Source organism: Paraburkholderia sp. GAS33 (assembly GCF_050436645.1).
Taxonomy (GTDB): domain Bacteria; phylum Pseudomonadota; class Gammaproteobacteria; order Burkholderiales; family Burkholderiaceae; genus Paraburkholderia; species Paraburkholderia phenazinium_B.
The window spans coordinates 18,268-31,632 of sequence record NZ_JBNDMP010000009.1 but is presented as its reverse complement, the minus strand read 5'-3'; the positions used below and the strand labels follow the sequence as shown (position 1 = coordinate 31,632).

At 56.7% G+C, this 13,365-nt stretch carries 16 protein-coding genes; 11 read left to right on the top strand and 5 right to left on the bottom strand.

All coding sequences use genetic code 11. From position 1 onward, the window contains the following. Positions 1 to 14: 14 nt before the first annotated feature. A complete protein-coding gene (locus P3T24_RS25140) occupies positions 15 to 2,756 on the bottom strand; it encodes a type VI secretion system Vgr family protein (protein ID WP_429438912.1) in 2,742 nt (913 codons plus the stop codon). Between the two features lie 537 nt (positions 2,757 to 3,293). On the opposite strand from P3T24_RS25140, the gene P3T24_RS25135 reads away from it, so the two are divergent. The 3 genes from P3T24_RS25135 (at position 3,294) to P3T24_RS25125 (ending at position 4,116) form a co-directional block, all read left to right on the top strand. Beyond that, a complete protein-coding gene (locus P3T24_RS25135) occupies positions 3,294 to 3,680 on the top strand; it encodes a hypothetical protein (protein ID WP_429438909.1) in 387 nt (128 codons plus the stop codon). Beyond that, on the top strand, positions 3,668 to 3,901 hold the full coding sequence (locus tag P3T24_RS25130) for a hypothetical protein (protein WP_429438907.1): 234 nt from the start codon (positions 3,668 to 3,670) through the stop codon (positions 3,899 to 3,901). The genes P3T24_RS25135 and P3T24_RS25130 overlap by 13 nt, the downstream gene beginning before the upstream one ends. An 89-nt stretch (positions 3,902 to 3,990) precedes the next feature. Next, positions 3,991 to 4,116, top strand: coding sequence for a hypothetical protein (locus P3T24_RS25125; RefSeq protein WP_429409225.1), 126 nt, complete (start codon positions 3,991 to 3,993; stop codon positions 4,114 to 4,116). 343 nt (positions 4,117 to 4,459) lie between these two features. Here the strand turns inward: P3T24_RS25125 and P3T24_RS25120 are convergent, their stop codons facing one another. Beyond that, complete coding sequence (locus P3T24_RS25120; RefSeq protein ID WP_429438904.1) at positions 4,460 to 5,881, bottom strand: hypothetical protein; 1,422 nt, start codon at positions 5,879 to 5,881, stop codon at positions 4,460 to 4,462. Between the two features lie 250 nt (positions 5,882 to 6,131). Further along, entirely contained in the window at positions 6,132 to 6,533 is a 402-nt protein-coding gene (locus P3T24_RS25115; protein WP_429438903.1) for a hypothetical protein, read from the bottom strand. A gap of 459 nt (positions 6,534 to 6,992) precedes the next feature. On the opposite strand from P3T24_RS25115, the gene P3T24_RS25110 reads away from it, so the two are divergent. Both P3T24_RS25110 and P3T24_RS25105 read left to right on the top strand, forming a co-directional pair. Further along, positions 6,993 to 7,874, top strand: a complete 882-nt coding sequence (locus tag P3T24_RS25110; protein ID WP_429438901.1) for a hypothetical protein — start codon at positions 6,993 to 6,995, stop codon at positions 7,872 to 7,874. Then, positions 7,871 to 8,299: a hypothetical protein gene (locus tag P3T24_RS25105; protein WP_429438898.1), complete on the top strand. Its 429-nt coding sequence runs from the start codon at positions 7,871 to 7,873 to the stop codon at positions 8,297 to 8,299. The genes P3T24_RS25110 and P3T24_RS25105 overlap by 4 nt, the downstream gene beginning before the upstream one ends. A 139-nt stretch (positions 8,300 to 8,438) precedes the next feature. Here P3T24_RS25105 and P3T24_RS25100 read toward each other — a convergent pair whose 3' ends face one another. Together P3T24_RS25100 and P3T24_RS25095 are read right to left on the bottom strand one after the other, a co-directional pair. After that, positions 8,439 to 10,253 carry a GIY-YIG nuclease family protein gene (locus P3T24_RS25100; RefSeq protein WP_429438895.1) on the bottom strand — a complete coding sequence of 605 codons (1,815 nt, stop codon included), beginning with the start codon at positions 10,251 to 10,253 and terminating at the stop codon, positions 8,439 to 8,441. Then, positions 10,228 to 10,419, bottom strand: a complete 192-nt coding sequence (locus tag P3T24_RS25095) for a hypothetical protein (protein ID WP_429438892.1) — start codon at positions 10,417 to 10,419, stop codon at positions 10,228 to 10,230. Before P3T24_RS25095 ends, P3T24_RS25100 begins: the two co-directional genes overlap by 26 nt. 181 nt (positions 10,420 to 10,600) lie before the next feature. On the opposite strand from P3T24_RS25095, the gene P3T24_RS25090 reads away from it, so the two are divergent. The 6 genes from P3T24_RS25090 (at position 10,601) to P3T24_RS25065 (ending at position 13,355) form a co-directional block, all read left to right on the top strand. Beyond that, positions 10,601 to 10,879, top strand: a complete 279-nt coding sequence (locus P3T24_RS25090; RefSeq protein WP_429438888.1) for a CopG family ribbon-helix-helix protein — start codon at positions 10,601 to 10,603, stop codon at positions 10,877 to 10,879. Beyond that, positions 10,876 to 11,166 carry a type II toxin-antitoxin system RelE/ParE family toxin gene (locus P3T24_RS25085; RefSeq protein WP_429438885.1) on the top strand — a complete coding sequence of 97 codons (291 nt, stop codon included), beginning with the start codon at positions 10,876 to 10,878 and terminating at the stop codon, positions 11,164 to 11,166. The genes P3T24_RS25090 and P3T24_RS25085 overlap by 4 nt, the downstream gene beginning before the upstream one ends. Positions 11,167 to 11,398: 232 nt before the next feature. Continuing rightward, positions 11,399 to 11,971, top strand: coding sequence for a hypothetical protein (locus tag P3T24_RS25080; RefSeq protein WP_429438883.1), 573 nt, complete (start codon positions 11,399 to 11,401; stop codon positions 11,969 to 11,971). A gap of 117 nt (positions 11,972 to 12,088) precedes the next feature. Next, positions 12,089 to 12,421 (top strand): hypothetical protein, encoded by a 333-nt coding sequence (locus P3T24_RS25075; RefSeq protein ID WP_429438881.1) that lies wholly within the window; start codon positions 12,089 to 12,091, stop codon positions 12,419 to 12,421. Positions 12,422 to 12,423: 2 nt separating this feature from the next. Further along, positions 12,424 to 12,960, top strand: a complete 537-nt coding sequence (locus P3T24_RS25070) for a hypothetical protein (protein ID WP_429438879.1) — start codon at positions 12,424 to 12,426, stop codon at positions 12,958 to 12,960. Beyond that, complete coding sequence (locus tag P3T24_RS25065) at positions 12,957 to 13,355, top strand: hypothetical protein (protein ID WP_429438877.1); 399 nt, start codon at positions 12,957 to 12,959, stop codon at positions 13,353 to 13,355. Before P3T24_RS25070 ends, P3T24_RS25065 begins: the two co-directional genes overlap by 4 nt. Positions 13,356 to 13,365: the final 10 nt, after the last annotated feature.

Below are 13,365 nucleotides of genomic sequence, written 5' to 3'. Positions count from 1 at the left end.
AGCGGTCGGCGCGCTCAAACTTGCCGCTCGCCCCGGTTTGTGATCTGGTCAACGTGATCGGGATCTGTTTCGAGCGCGTCCTTTACGTTCAGGTCGTACTCCGAGCCGTTGCTCAGTTTGGCCGTGTAGGCTGGTGTACCGGGCTGATGATCCTTCACGACAATCCGGCCGAACTCATCCGTCACACCCTCATCAATCTTCGCGCCTCCCTTGTATAGATCGTACGGCTCACTGGCAAGTTGATTCCCCTCACCCGGTAATGCGCCTAACGCGAAATGTAGCTGCTCCTTCTCTGGCGGCAACGCCGAAATGGCTGGCGTGCTGACATTGTCCGGCCCCGTGAACGCACGACTTGCCGAATGCACCACGAAGCCACCCGAGGTGCCGCTCTGGATCTGCCCGGAGGTCCAGCGGGTGTAGCTCCCGCCGCCGTTGATTTCCACTTCCTGCTGCGCACTGATGGTGACCTTGGTCGCTGTCACCGTGACGTTGAGCTTCGCGAGAAGATTGATGTTGTCCTTCAGCGCCTTGAGATCGATATCGCCGCTGGCCGCGATGAGCCGCATGCCTGCCTGATAGGCGAACAAGCGCAGCGCGTTGCGCGCACTGGCGAAGAAACCGCCTCCCGTGCTCACCGACACATGCTCGCCTGTCGTGATCGCAGTACTCTTGTCGCTGCTGAGGTGAATCTGCGCGGGCGTGCTGATCGCCACGCCGGCAGGGCTTGCCAGTACGAGTTGCGGTTGCGAAAGCTGCTTGAGCGTGCCGCCTCCCTTGATCGCCGCCGCCTGTGCCTTCAGCGATGTGGCAACACTCTTCTGTTCGCCATCCTGCGCACCTGCGGTTTGCGCACTCTGCGCGATACTGCTGGCCGTATCCTGCGCACCGGCCAGCTGCAGGTTAACCTCATCCACGCTGAATGCGTCACCTGTTGCGCCCGCGCGGGGATGCGTGGTCAGCAGCAGACCCTGCGCACCGCGTACCGCAGCATGCCCATCGGTGCGCAACTCAACGCCTTCGCCACGCTTGTCACCGCGGCCGGCAGGTTCCGTCACGCGTGTGAGGTAACTCATGTGCAGACCACTCTCCAGATGATCGCTGCGTATCTGGGTCTGCACCTGGCCCTGTGTGTCGTCCTTCAGCCAGACGTTGTTCTGCTCGCCACCGATTTCCTTGCTGACGAAACCCGACAGCGCCAGCTGGCCGGGCAGCGTCCATTGCGGAGTGTTGGTGCCGTTTCCCACGCGTCCGGTGATGAGCGGGCGGTCCGGGTCGCCGTCAAGAAACGATACGATTACCTCGTCGCCGGCCCTGGGCAACTGGACGCTGCCAAAGCCGCCGCTCGACCATGCCTGTGCGATGCGCACCCAGCAGGAACTGCTTTGGTCCCGCTGGCCGATCCTATCCCAGTGAAACTGGATCTTCACGCGGCCCAGCGGATCCGTATGGACTTCCGCTCCCTGTGGACCAACGACAACTGCGGTCTGCATCTGCATGACCGGCTTGCGATGCTCGAACGGGCTGCGATAGGGAATGTTCTTGCGCTGAGCTTCTATTTCGACAGAGAAGAAACCCTCTGAACCATCTGCGTGTGCCGTGGCTCCGACAGACGCGCTCCCCGTCTGCGCAGTTCTGGCGGCGGCCAGCGTTGCCGAAAGGCTATGGGGAAAATTCGCCTGCGTGGTCGACGTGGGTAGATTGTTCTCGATCAGCCACACCGTCTCGATCACTGCGAATTGCCGTTGATCGGCCGCGTCGCGGCTGTGTTCCGGATGATCGACCAGCTCGAACCAGCGACCCGCATCGATACCGCGTACCGAACCTACGCCAAAGAACCGCTTGGAGATCGATTCCCACTGCTCCATCCGAACCTTCGCAAGGTGGTCGCCGCGCCCCTGTTGCTGGTAGGTGTAGGGTCCGGTGTATTCATACACCTCCAGTTGCTCGGGAAGGTCGCCCTGATTGGGCATCGTTGGCGTCAGTGTGCCTTTGGGATTGTGTACCGATGACGGACTCTTGTAGTCGTAGGTACGCGTGGTCAGCGTCGTGCTTTGCAGAATACGGGTGCCCGCCCACTGCACCAGTGCATCGGCCTCGCTTTGGGTACCGGCCCGATAGAACTGGACCTGTTGAGGCGTCAGGGGATCCAGCGTCTCAAGCCGGTCCGTGATAACGAGCGTGTGTGAATTACCGCCTGCATCCTGTTTCCAGAACCCAAACAGCCCTTCGTTCTCCATCAGCCGGTGGGCAAAATTCCAGTCGTCCTCGTACTGCGTGCAGTAGGAACGTGATGGCAGCGGCTGGGAAAGTGCGAACTGGAAACGGCCTTGTGCCTGCGGATGCGTGTTAAATACGTCGGTCAGTATCTGATCCGCCGACTTGTCCTGCCAGATACGCTGATCGCGACGGAACCTGAGAAAGTACATCCAGGACGCGAAGCTGATCTGGTAACTCGTCAGGCCGCCATTTGCGCCAAGCCGGCGTGCCCCGTGCACATAGCCGTGATGTGGGAGATAGCTCTTGTCGGTTTGTTCGAGCCACAGTGTGACGGGCTGGGCGATCAGCTTCTTGAGCTGGATATCATCCCTGGTCGAGACAAGATCCACCGTAAATTCGAAATCACGCCCGATGCGCGAGCGGCCATACACCCGCTGCGGTAATAGCACGTTGCTGCCGAGGGGCGTGTCAAGTTTGACCAGCCGGTCCTGCTGGATTAAACCGCCCTGGATCGCCCCCGCGATGTCCTGCGCCCCCATTGCTATCCCCTTCCCGCATTATGCGTTTTGGATTATCTCTATTTACACGATATTCTCACGTTCAATTCTACAGACTATAAAAATGCGCAATGTTAATCAAGTTGAAACAAAAGGTAAGTTCATGTGGCGATTTAGTGGAGATATACACCGTACCGTGATTGCAGATGCATGAGATAAAACTCGCAAAGCAGGATTCACTGATTCCCGAGTAAATTCGGAAATGTCGCTTGCGACACGGCGTATCGCCAGCCTTGCGAACTGTGGCCGGACTAGCCTCTTTAGTCAGTAGTGCCACTTCGCGGTCGCGTATCAGTTTTTAGCCTGTCGTTCTATGGCGATTGCATTAGACTCCGTGCCCCAAAAAGACGGCGATGAGTCGGCTCGTCCAAATTGATGACAATCCCAGTGCGCACCGACAGCGCCCTAAAGATTTACTCCCGGGTGCCGGTATGCAGATCGGCGTGTCCATGTCACCGCGAGTTAGCCGGTACACACTTAAACGCCCGGACGCGATAAGTCGATAAAAGATTGAACAGTATGCAGATCAAGAAGACCAACGCGCTGACCGGCGTGTCATTAGCATCCATCGGGCTGTTGGCCGGGTGCGTCCAGTTCGTGTACGTGAAGGATATAGCTAGCGACAAGCCAGCATATCTCGCGACGCACTTCAGTATCGAATCATTGCCCGCTGGGGTACTCGACAAACTGCCAGCTCCTGGTACGCACACGCTGCCGTTCAAGGTATTGACGATGTCGGGCACATTCTTAGGGCACGTCGGTACGGTCACGATGAAGAGCGATTTCAAAGCCACGCTGATTAACGCGAAGACAGGGATTTGGTCCAGCAGGTCCTCGAAACGTCGGCTAACGATGTACCGAGCGGCGCGACTTTCAGCCTTTCGTACCTCAACATGTACAGCCTGAAACAGGAGACGGCATCGTACTCGCAGACGATGGCCTTCATTCCGTTCATCGTGCATGACAGCGACAATAATCAGTTCGCGTTCGATGCGCCGGAGGAAGATACAACGTACACCACGACATTCAAGATAGGCACGACGGTTCAATTGTCAACTTCCGCAGTACTGTATGGAGTTGTCACTCTGGCCACTGTTATCCGGCTTCCGAAGTCAACGCCGCGCTGACCGGCAAGGCGATCGACCTGGAGTGCGAGGACACCAAGGATGGCATCATCCAGAACAAAGCGCGTCGTACGTATCTGACCGAATATGGGATGGGACTCAATCGTTCGCTCGCGACGTCGACCGCGAAATTCGAATGGCCGTATAACGACTTCGAGAAGGACGGCGAGAACGCGAGTACCCGTTTCGGCAAGCCGCCGAGCGATAAACCCATCTGACCGAGACGCCGTTTCTCAAGCGTCAAACAGCTCGCGCTGGGCGCATCGTACTCTTTTGTATGCGCCGCACGCGAGTGTGCGGCAAGGCATGATCGGCACGGCCGACAGCCGGTTCGGGCACCTCGGGGACGCGTTTTTCTGGAGGCGTGACGGATACCTATTTATGGCTGTTCTCTGACGTGCTAAGCACCCGCTCCACATACCTTGCAATTATGTTGAGTCTGGCTGCAAACGCTTGCCACACATAGACGGTGTGGCAAAAAATGACCAGTATACCGTCAAAAATACCGTCACCTGACAGTGTCTGTAGCGAGACGGAGGTAGACCGTATTGGATGGACGTATCACGTCATGGGGTCATCATGTGGTGGCCTCGTCGCTCTTACCCCCGCACGGTACCAACAAGCGACGCGAGGGTCCGTCTTTATCTTGATCGATTCCCACGGATGATGAGCGCAGAGGTTCGGCATGTGATGCCTCAATTCGTGCGTACATGCGGTGTAAAACGGGCACTCTCGGCGTTTATCGGATACGTCAACGGATGACGTTTCGGAAAAACCGTCATCTTTGAGGTGCAACGACGTAAAGTGCAGCGCGGCGTGGAGTTTCTGGTGGCCGAAGTCGAACTCTTCGGCGTTGGTGCCACGGTGACCGTAAGACAGAATTTGATCTCGCCCGATCGTGTCGGGCTTCCCCCCGGCGGTTGACAAAATGCGGCAGCAGGACAGTTCGCGGATGATATCTCTGAGAGCTGTGGCACGAGTCGTCTCGTTGATTTGCTCCAGTCGATCCAACGTATCCAATTCAAAAAGAGGATTGTCCCGTCGACGGACCATGCTGCTGCGCATGAGGCTGGTTATGTGTTTGACGGCATTACCCATCGCCTCGTCGTTGGGGAAATGGTCGTCGGTTTGACGAAGCAGAGTCTCAATCAAATTCCACGATTGAGTGAGGTGGTGCGATGTTAGATGTGCCACGGTCGAACGCCTGCTCGCCGAATTGACTGCCTTCACCCCGTGAAGGATTCTCCAAAGGCCAGCGGGGGGATCCCTGTCCTGCAAGGCAGCAATTCCACACGCGATCGCGTCGTTGTCATTGATGTCAGGGACGATACGGCGGCAAAGCTTTAGAAGCAGTTGATAGGGCGCGATTTTAGGTATCTTTGAAAACTGCTTATAGGTATAAAGGTACCGGGATTCGATCATCCAGGCCAAGCCCTCCATGATTTCCAGAGTCCCAACTTCAGCTACAACAATTTCCTCGCTCGAACCCACCTGTATTCCGCATTCGACGAGTGTTGCCTTTTCCTCGTCTTCACCAGGAAGGCAGGCTGCCAGCGGCGTCTCGCGAGTGGTTGCACTGACGACTGAAAAATCTGCTCGCTCTTCCGACAACGGCCCGCCGTTAACTCGTTGCTGCCTTGCCGTAGCACGGTACGAATGGGTGCGCATCACGGCGTTGTTCGCGTTGTCGTTCAGCTTCTGCGATGCAACTGATTCGCCCGACGTGTCTATGGTGGAACGGAAGTGAGCCCACAAATGGATCAAGCTCGCAAACGCGTATATCCCGGAGATGGTCGAGATATTCTGCATGTAGTGAATCCATTCATGAAGCAATAAACTCGCCTCAGTCGGATTATCCAATCTGAGGTCAGCGTGTTCCTGGCTGATAAGGCTCGCAAGCTCTGGCGGGAGTTTGATGAGCATGAAGTCGGCGACGTACGAGGGGTTCATAACAAATGTGGAATTGTTGAAAAAGGGGAACATTCTTAGCAAGCGCCAATAGACTCTTCGTCGGTCTCCACTGCGAGATGTGCTGGTCAACTGGCATGACGAATGGATCCTTAGCCATCTTGTTCGATCGGAAGACTGGCACAGATCACGATATTTCGAGCTAGCCGCACGTGCCAGCTCGGTAAGGCGACCACTGTCGTGTCACGGAGCAAGTCGCCTATTGGCTCGTTAGGATTTCCCGCTTGGCGGCTGTGTCAGTAGGATAGGCCGTCCCTGCCGTCGCTCACCGTTTTTTGATGATCGAACCGCCGCCCGCTTCCATAAGAGTTGCACCGATCAAGACGCCAACGCCGTATGCGATGCCGGTTTTTCCTTCCCAGCTCGTAATCCAAGCGATAAGGCCGAATACAGCGATTAGCAAGTAAAACAAGATCGAAAAAGGACGTGTCCAGACGTTCTCGTCAATTGCTGCTGCGCCGTCCTTCTTGATGTCGTGGCATAACCTGCTTATCGTCGCGTATGAGAATGCGCCAATGGTGCCGAGCAGGTATCCTGCGACGCTTTTGAAAGCCCAGTCCGGACAGTGGACTCTGATCCATTCAGCGAGGGGGAAAAGTATCAAAAGCAAAGCGAAGCTAATGGAGGCAAAGACGATTTCAGACGTTGGTGGCTTGTTGTTGCTCAAGCTGTTCTCCAGTTAATTGCGTGTCGTTGATGTGGTAGCCATTAATGGCGAGTATCGCGAGAGAAACAATCCGCTTGTACCCGTTCGCGCACACGAGCATTTTTGACTAGCGGATGTATATCGGCTGTTTTCGTCGAAACTTAAGTGATGTTCGAGCTCTCAATTGCACAGATTCACGCAGCCTATACAGCGTTGGCGGCTATTAGGGTTGCGCGAGTGAACATGTTCGGGAAGTTCGGTTTTGCCAAGGGGCGTTGCATCTCTGTTGGCCATGCCGACATGGCAAGGATGTTCGCTCCCGTATCAGGGGCGTCCTTCCTCACGGTGAAATACCGCTCGCTGCGTCATCTGAACCAATGCTCAACATGAGCCACGGTAGCGTGGCTCTAAAGCTTTGCTCGTTGACGACGTTATCTGTGGTGAGTCTGAATTTTGGAACCCCACCTGGTGGAGTCCGGTTTGAGCAAGCCTTTCATCGAAACTGTCGTCGAGAATCCTCCCGATTGGGCACACGAAGTCATTCGCAACTGGGAAGAGATATTTGACCGAAGCGGCGTGGCGAATGTGATGCACTTTGTCACGCAGGAGGTATATGAGCCGTTGTCACAGATCGACATGCGCCAAGTCATCGGTCAGGACGGGCATTTTGCCGGCCAGACCTGGTTGGAGGCGGTAACGGACCCTCAGTGTGCGCCATCCAAAACGGATTCGGCCTTTCGAAAGTACGACGACAATCCGTCGTACTACTTTTCCGGAGAGGTGCAGAATGACATGTACTTCAGTTCATTGAATGGCGGACTGTGGTACTGCGATTCGGGTGGAAATCATCGGACCATCGTTGCAAAATTTGCGTGCGAATATCTATCTAATGAAAACGGCAGTTATCCGCTTGTCTGTGGAGTTTTAAAACATTCCTACGTCGCTGACCTTGAGACGTTGGATCTCTTCAAACAACTGTATGAGTTTCGTGACCGTGGTATTGACATCACAGTTGAGCAACGGCAGTTGAGTGACACTTTCATAGACGGAAAGCATGTTCTCGAATTCGAGTCGACTTTCTTTGTGTCTGATTCTCGCTTTGATCGGGACAATCTGCGTTCTCAATGGCTGTCTGCACAACAGTTCCGTCACTTTGCGTGTCACATTTTAAAACATAATGGCCGGATCGATCGATTCGAACGCCTGAAACACTACTGGCGGAAGTACCGCCGCAACGATTTCACCAGCCTTATCCTTCCACCGCAGCAGGCGCACGAATGGTTGGCCGTTTCCATGCGTGATCGATTTCATCGATGCGTAGCTCGATACCGCACGCGAAATCTACCTAAGCATTCACGATGAAAAAATCGGACTGGATCGGACCGCTGGTAACCCTGATCGGAGTCCCGGTCATTACCGGGCTCGCCAAATGGCCGCCGCATGAGACTGGGGACTGGGCAACATGGGCAGGAAGTTTTGGCACCATAGCCGCAGTTTTTGCGGCGATTCTTCTCGCACGTGAGGATGCCCGGCGTCGAATGCGGGAGCGCCAGGCGCTCATCAAGGGCATCCAGGGTGTGCTGCGAACTACCAGCTTGTTCGTGGCGCGGATCGAGAACGGGAGCCTCGATCGATCATCACTGGCACCTGGCGCTGAGGAGACGATCAGGAGCATCTACGTGCAATTTGTTGAGTCTGGTCGCAAACGCTTGGCCTGTATAGTTGAGGTGGTGAAACGGCGCCAGTATACCGTCAGAAATACCGTCACTTGCCGGTGTCTGCAGTGAGACGTCGGTAGACGGTAACCGGTCGAGAGGTTGCGCGTGCCGTCGCGAGTAAATGGCGACCACCATTTCAACGAGCATCGCCTATACCTTCTCGGCACGCGGCAGAACCACGGGCTTGCGTCGCTGGGTATTCCTGAGTTCAAGGCTCGCGATTTTGGGTGAGCTTTGATGCCGCGTATTCAATCAACTGTCCGGCCGAGGTGGCGCGAACGTGACCACCAAGTGGTTCGCGGATCGTCCATCCAAAGCCGGTTTTGGTAACACGGTAGCCTAACGCGGACAAATTTTTTATACCGCTTTCGAGTTGAACGTTCTCGCTATCCTTGTCGACCTCTTGAACGTGTTCGTCGAACGCAAGTATCGTTTGGCGAGTTTTTGATTGCGCATATTCGATCAAATCTTCGAGTGTGCGGACTTCGGCCCGACCACCTGGCGGCTCAGTGATTTTCCAAGCACCGACCTTCGCCGAAACCTTATACCCGTGTCGCGCAAGTTGCTGGATGCAACGATCGATTAACATCGCGGTTGAAACGGGCGTCGAGATGTTCGCTGGAAGCGATTCCTGGGCTGGGCGGACGGGTTCTTCACGCCTTTCAATGTTCGGCCCGGACTTGCAGCCTTGGTCGGCCGACCGGGACGGAGCTATTCCCTTTTGAAGGGCTGACTCAGGACTGAGTGATTTTTTTTCAGAAGCTGTGGCCTGAACCGCGACCGCTACGTGTTCTGCCTCTTTGACGGGTCGCACAGATTGGTCCACGAAGTTTGAGTCGGCAATTGTCCGGAAAACGTGCCGACAATGGGGGCAGGTCGCATCGAGTCGCCTGTATGCCGGCAGCCGCATCCGGCCGCCGCACTCAGGACACGGTACGATGGCCTTTACCTCAGTGGCTTGGCCTTCGGGCAATGCCGCGCGCGATTTGGACATCGATGCAACGACGGCTCCGCTGTTAGATTGAACCGTATTCGCCGGCGTGGGTGCGGAGGCTGCCTGGCTCGGAACCGAGATTGCAGCGATCCTTGCCTCCAGCTCGCCGATCTCATGCTCCAGCGGCTCAAACGGCCGCGCGGCCATGTTGTATTTCTGCTCCTTTTCCTTTTCATGTGCCCGGGAAAGAAAGGACGCGACGAGTATTGCGAGACAAACGAGACCGCCTGTCTGGAGTTCTGTCTTGAATATCATCAGCGTCCCTAGCCAGATAGCTAGGCCAAGCGGCGGAATCGGCAGTCGGCAGAAAAATAACAGCACTGCGAGCGAGCCAGCTTGCGGCCGCACCGGCTGCGGTCCGAGAGCAGCCAGTTTCGCCCGTGCAATGGCCAGTTGGCCCTGGATAGCAGTCAGTTCGGCTCGATATTTCAGTGTGCGCGCCTGCGCCTGCTGGGCGCGTTCGGCGTTACGCTTTCGCTCCTGCGCCGCGATTTCCTCACGCTTGCGCGTGAGGTCCGACTCGATCTTTTCGATCCCGTGGGATTCTCTCACGTCAATCAGCCGATACTCGCCGAGGACTGGCAGCATCTCCGCTATGGCGTGTCTCACGGTCGTCCGGAAAAACTCGCGGTTTGATGACAAGCGATATTTAGCGAGCACCCGGTGCGCAGCCTTCTCACAGGCATGACAATCGTCGACCTCTGCGGCAAACTCGATCACGAACGGAGTCGGCACGCCGGTCGAATGCAACTCGACCATTCGCTGGGACGGTGACGTGGTGGTTTTGCCGACTTTCACCAGGCCGTCCATTGAGGGATTGCTTGCAACGTAGATGTATTCCGCCATTTTCTTGTGCAGGGCCGCTGGATCCGGATTCGGCGTAGGAACGCTCAGAGGATGGTATTGCAACCTGTCTTTATTGGGGTATGACAAATCTTCGCGCAACATCACTTCTATCGGCAAGTTCTGCCCGAACTTGATACCTCCGGTTGGGGCGAATGCCTTATCTTTCCGCGTCACCCGACGCATCAGACGCTATTCTCCTGATTGCCTCGATATCTGTGTGCATCTTCTCGGCAGCCGAAGCGTTGGCTAAGTCCACGCTGATTCTCAGAAGAACGAATCCGCAGAGCGCCACGGCTTCCTTTACCCAGAGAAGCACGTCATAACCCATTCCTCGTTCATCATCGCTCAACTCGGGTCTCCGCCGATCCGTCACCTCCTCGAACTCAAGCAGCTGTACTGCCTTGGCGGTTCAATATCCCACACGCTACGCCGTGTCGGGACGTCAACAGGTTAAAGCGCTATCTCGACCACGAGTTATGTACTGAAAACGTATATACTTGGTTAGTATGTAATGACCAATGGAGGGCGCCATGTCGAAAGAGGCCGTTTTCACGATGAAGCTTGAACCCGAACTGCGCGATGCGTTCATGGCCGAAGCTGAGGCGACGCATCGGCCTGCGTCGCAGGTCGTGCGCGAACTGATGCGGGAATTCGTACAGCGCCAGCGGGAAGGGCGCGAGTACGACGAATTCCTTGGCAAAAAGGTTGAAGCGGCGCGTGCGTCCGTACGGGCAGGTCGAGGCAGCCCGAACGACGAGGTTGCAGCCCGGTTTGCAAAACGGCGCGCTGACGTCGCGGGCAAGGCATGAGGGTTATATGGACTCCCGAAGCCGAAGCTGATCGTGAACTGGTTTGGGAGTACATTGCCACGGATAGCCCTTCTGCTGCTGCGCGTATGGACGAACTGTTCGATACCGCTGCGCAACGATTGTCTGAATTCCCGGAACTAGGCCGTCTGGGCCGGATCCCGGGAACCCGTGAACTGGTTGCCCACGAAAACTACCAGATCGTGTACGAGGTTTCCGGCGAGCTAGTGTGGGTACTGGCGCTGGTTCATACCGCCCGGCTGTGGCCACCGTTACGCGGTGACTCTTGAGGACGGGTCGATCCCCGGAATCTGACTGCAAAAATCGCCTCTTTCGTGCATGCCTGACAAAGTTATTTGGGCGTTGAAGACGCGATTTGACCCTGGTAGCATAACGATACGAGTGAAAAACCGACCAAAAAGCCGGTTTCGGCTCGCCGCTCGCGCCGCAGCGCATGCCTGAGCAAATCCGCCGGAAGTTAGCCGGATTTCGCTTCGAATTTCTCCCGCTGACCCACCCGAAATGTCCAATGCCGCCAGGCAGGCGTTGCTGCGCGCTTTCATTTTTGTTAAGGATTCCTCTATGCCTACCATCACCATTCCGACGACAGTCGAGAGCACCCCAACAACCTTTACCCCTGCGTTCACGTTCGTTCCGCAAACCAACGACTTCGATGACGTCTTCGCATGTGCGGCGATGCTCTCTGGCAAGAAAATCGAAGAAGTCCGGGACATCGCTATCGCCAAAACAAAGCATCCAGCGCGAGGTCCGTACTACCTCGGCGAGTTGCAGATCGCAGCGCTGCTTGCCCAGTTAGGGCTTGTCGCGACCGTGTACAAGGAGATCAGTCGCGTCGCTGATATTCCCGATGTCGCCTTTCTGATGGTTGACTACAACGCCGACATGGAGGTCGGTCGGCACATCCTTTTCCATCGGGCGAAGGCTAGTCACGCCTCCGGCACGACGATCGAATACGCACTCGATCCGGCGCCATGGTGCAAACCCGCAGACCGTGTTCGAACCAACTTCAAGAGTATTGCCGGTCACTGGGCGATCGGCATCCACGCCATGAACGTCAAGGCGGCCAGCAAGTAGTCGCGCAGCCAGAGCCAAAGTTACCCATCGCACCGGGGCCAGTGTTGAACGCGCTGGCCTTTTTGCATTTCTGGCGGTGCCTATCGTGACCGCAAGAAAGCGTACAAGGAGAAACAGATGAATACCAACAACCAGAGTCCCGAACCGGGCACCGCACCGTGCCGCACCTTGCAAAAGCCGTCGCCGCTGTTCCGGCTGGGGCGAATCGTGGCGACCAGGGGGGTACTGGCGCATCTCGAACATCATGGCGTTGTGGCCGACCCGTTTCTCAGACGGCACGTAACCGGCGATTGGGGTGACGTGCCGCCCGAAGATGCAAGGTCAAACCGGCTGGCCGTACAGCATGGCTCGCGCATCCTGTCGTCGTATGAAGTGGCCGGCGAGCGGGTGTGGATCATCACCGAAGCCGACCGCAGTTCCACAACGCTGCTGTTCCCCTCGGAGTATTGACCATGCTGGCCATCCCAACCACCGTCACCATGATCGGAGCCGGGTTCGTACCGGCGTTCCGACGCGTGCAGCAATGCGACGACTTCGATTGCCCGTTTGCGGTCATCGCCATGATCTGCGGCACGACCCTTGAAGAAGTTCGCAACGTCGCCATCAGGCGGTTTCGGCATCCGGTGCACGGCCCATACTGGATAACCGGCGACTTCATCGCCCAGCTGCTTGCGCACCACGGCTACAACACAGGCATGTATGAAGAGCCTGCGTCAGCCAGCGAAATACCCGATCTGGCGATTGCTCTTGTCGACTACGACGAGCTCAGCAATCTTGGCCGGCACGTGCTGTTCCACCGCGCCCGCGCCAGCCAGGACCCAGGCGTCAAGGTCGAGTACGTGATCGACCCGGCGTACTGGATCGAGCCGCACGATTACGTGCGAACGAGCCTGCCGGACATCCACTGGTACATGGAGGTGTATCCGATGGGGGAATATGGCAGCAAGGTGATCATGCTGCTCAATCACACGCGGAAGGCGACGACATGACAGGCTCGTTTCCCGCCGCGCCACAAATGGCATCGCCTGACCTGGTTCGCCGCCCGTTGCGCGATCTGCTCGCAGGGTTGCCAAAATTGCCCGTGACGCAATCCGGCCAGCCCGACTACGCGCAGGCTGAGCCTGACCTGCTGGTGCAACTGGCAGAGTCGGCCGAACTCGTGCTTCAGATTGTGCACGACGGATTCTCGGCAATCGGGCTGCTTCATGCCTGCACGGCACAGCAGATCGCGGACGGCAACATCGGCGCGCATCATGCGGTCGCCGTTGGCCGGTTGCAGGTCGAACTGGGCGAAGTCCTCGCGTACGCGCAGACGCTATCGTTCGAGTGCCGCAGGTACACAGTCGACTACGTGGGCGACGGCAGGGGCGCCGATGATGGCTGATTCGCGTGGA

Excerpts from the sequence above, each read along its gene's own strand:
- P3T24_RS25130 (WP_429438907.1), top strand. The coding sequence starts at position 3,668 with ATGTACAGCCTGAAACAGGAGACGGCATCGTACTCGCAGACGATGGCC.
- P3T24_RS25070 (WP_429438879.1), top strand. The coding sequence starts at position 12,424 with ATGCTGGCCATCCCAACCACCGTCACCATGATCGGAGCCGGGTTCGTA.
- P3T24_RS25105 (WP_429438898.1), top strand. The coding sequence starts at position 7,871 with ATGAAAAAATCGGACTGGATCGGACCGCTGGTAACCCTGATCGGAGTC.
- P3T24_RS25125 (WP_429409225.1), top strand. The coding sequence starts at position 3,991 with ATGGGACTCAATCGTTCGCTCGCGACGTCGACCGCGAAATTCGAATGG.
- P3T24_RS25065 (WP_429438877.1), top strand. The coding sequence starts at position 12,957 with ATGACAGGCTCGTTTCCCGCCGCGCCACAAATGGCATCGCCTGACCTG.
- P3T24_RS25140 (WP_429438912.1), bottom strand. The coding sequence starts at position 2,756 with ATGGGGGCGCAGGACATCGCGGGGGCGATCCAGGGCGGTTTAATCCAG.
- P3T24_RS25100 (WP_429438895.1), bottom strand. The coding sequence starts at position 10,253 with ATGCGTCGGGTGACGCGGAAAGATAAGGCATTCGCCCCAACCGGAGGT.
- P3T24_RS25090 (WP_429438888.1), top strand. The coding sequence starts at position 10,601 with ATGTCGAAAGAGGCCGTTTTCACGATGAAGCTTGAACCCGAACTGCGC.
- P3T24_RS25135 (WP_429438909.1), top strand. The coding sequence starts at position 3,294 with ATGCAGATCAAGAAGACCAACGCGCTGACCGGCGTGTCATTAGCATCC.
- P3T24_RS25080 (WP_429438883.1), top strand. The coding sequence starts at position 11,399 with ATGTCCAATGCCGCCAGGCAGGCGTTGCTGCGCGCTTTCATTTTTGTT.
- P3T24_RS25085 (WP_429438885.1), top strand. The coding sequence starts at position 10,876 with ATGAGGGTTATATGGACTCCCGAAGCCGAAGCTGATCGTGAACTGGTT.
- P3T24_RS25075 (WP_429438881.1), top strand. The coding sequence starts at position 12,089 with ATGAATACCAACAACCAGAGTCCCGAACCGGGCACCGCACCGTGCCGC.
- P3T24_RS25120 (WP_429438904.1), bottom strand. The coding sequence starts at position 5,881 with ATGTTCCCCTTTTTCAACAATTCCACATTTGTTATGAACCCCTCGTAC.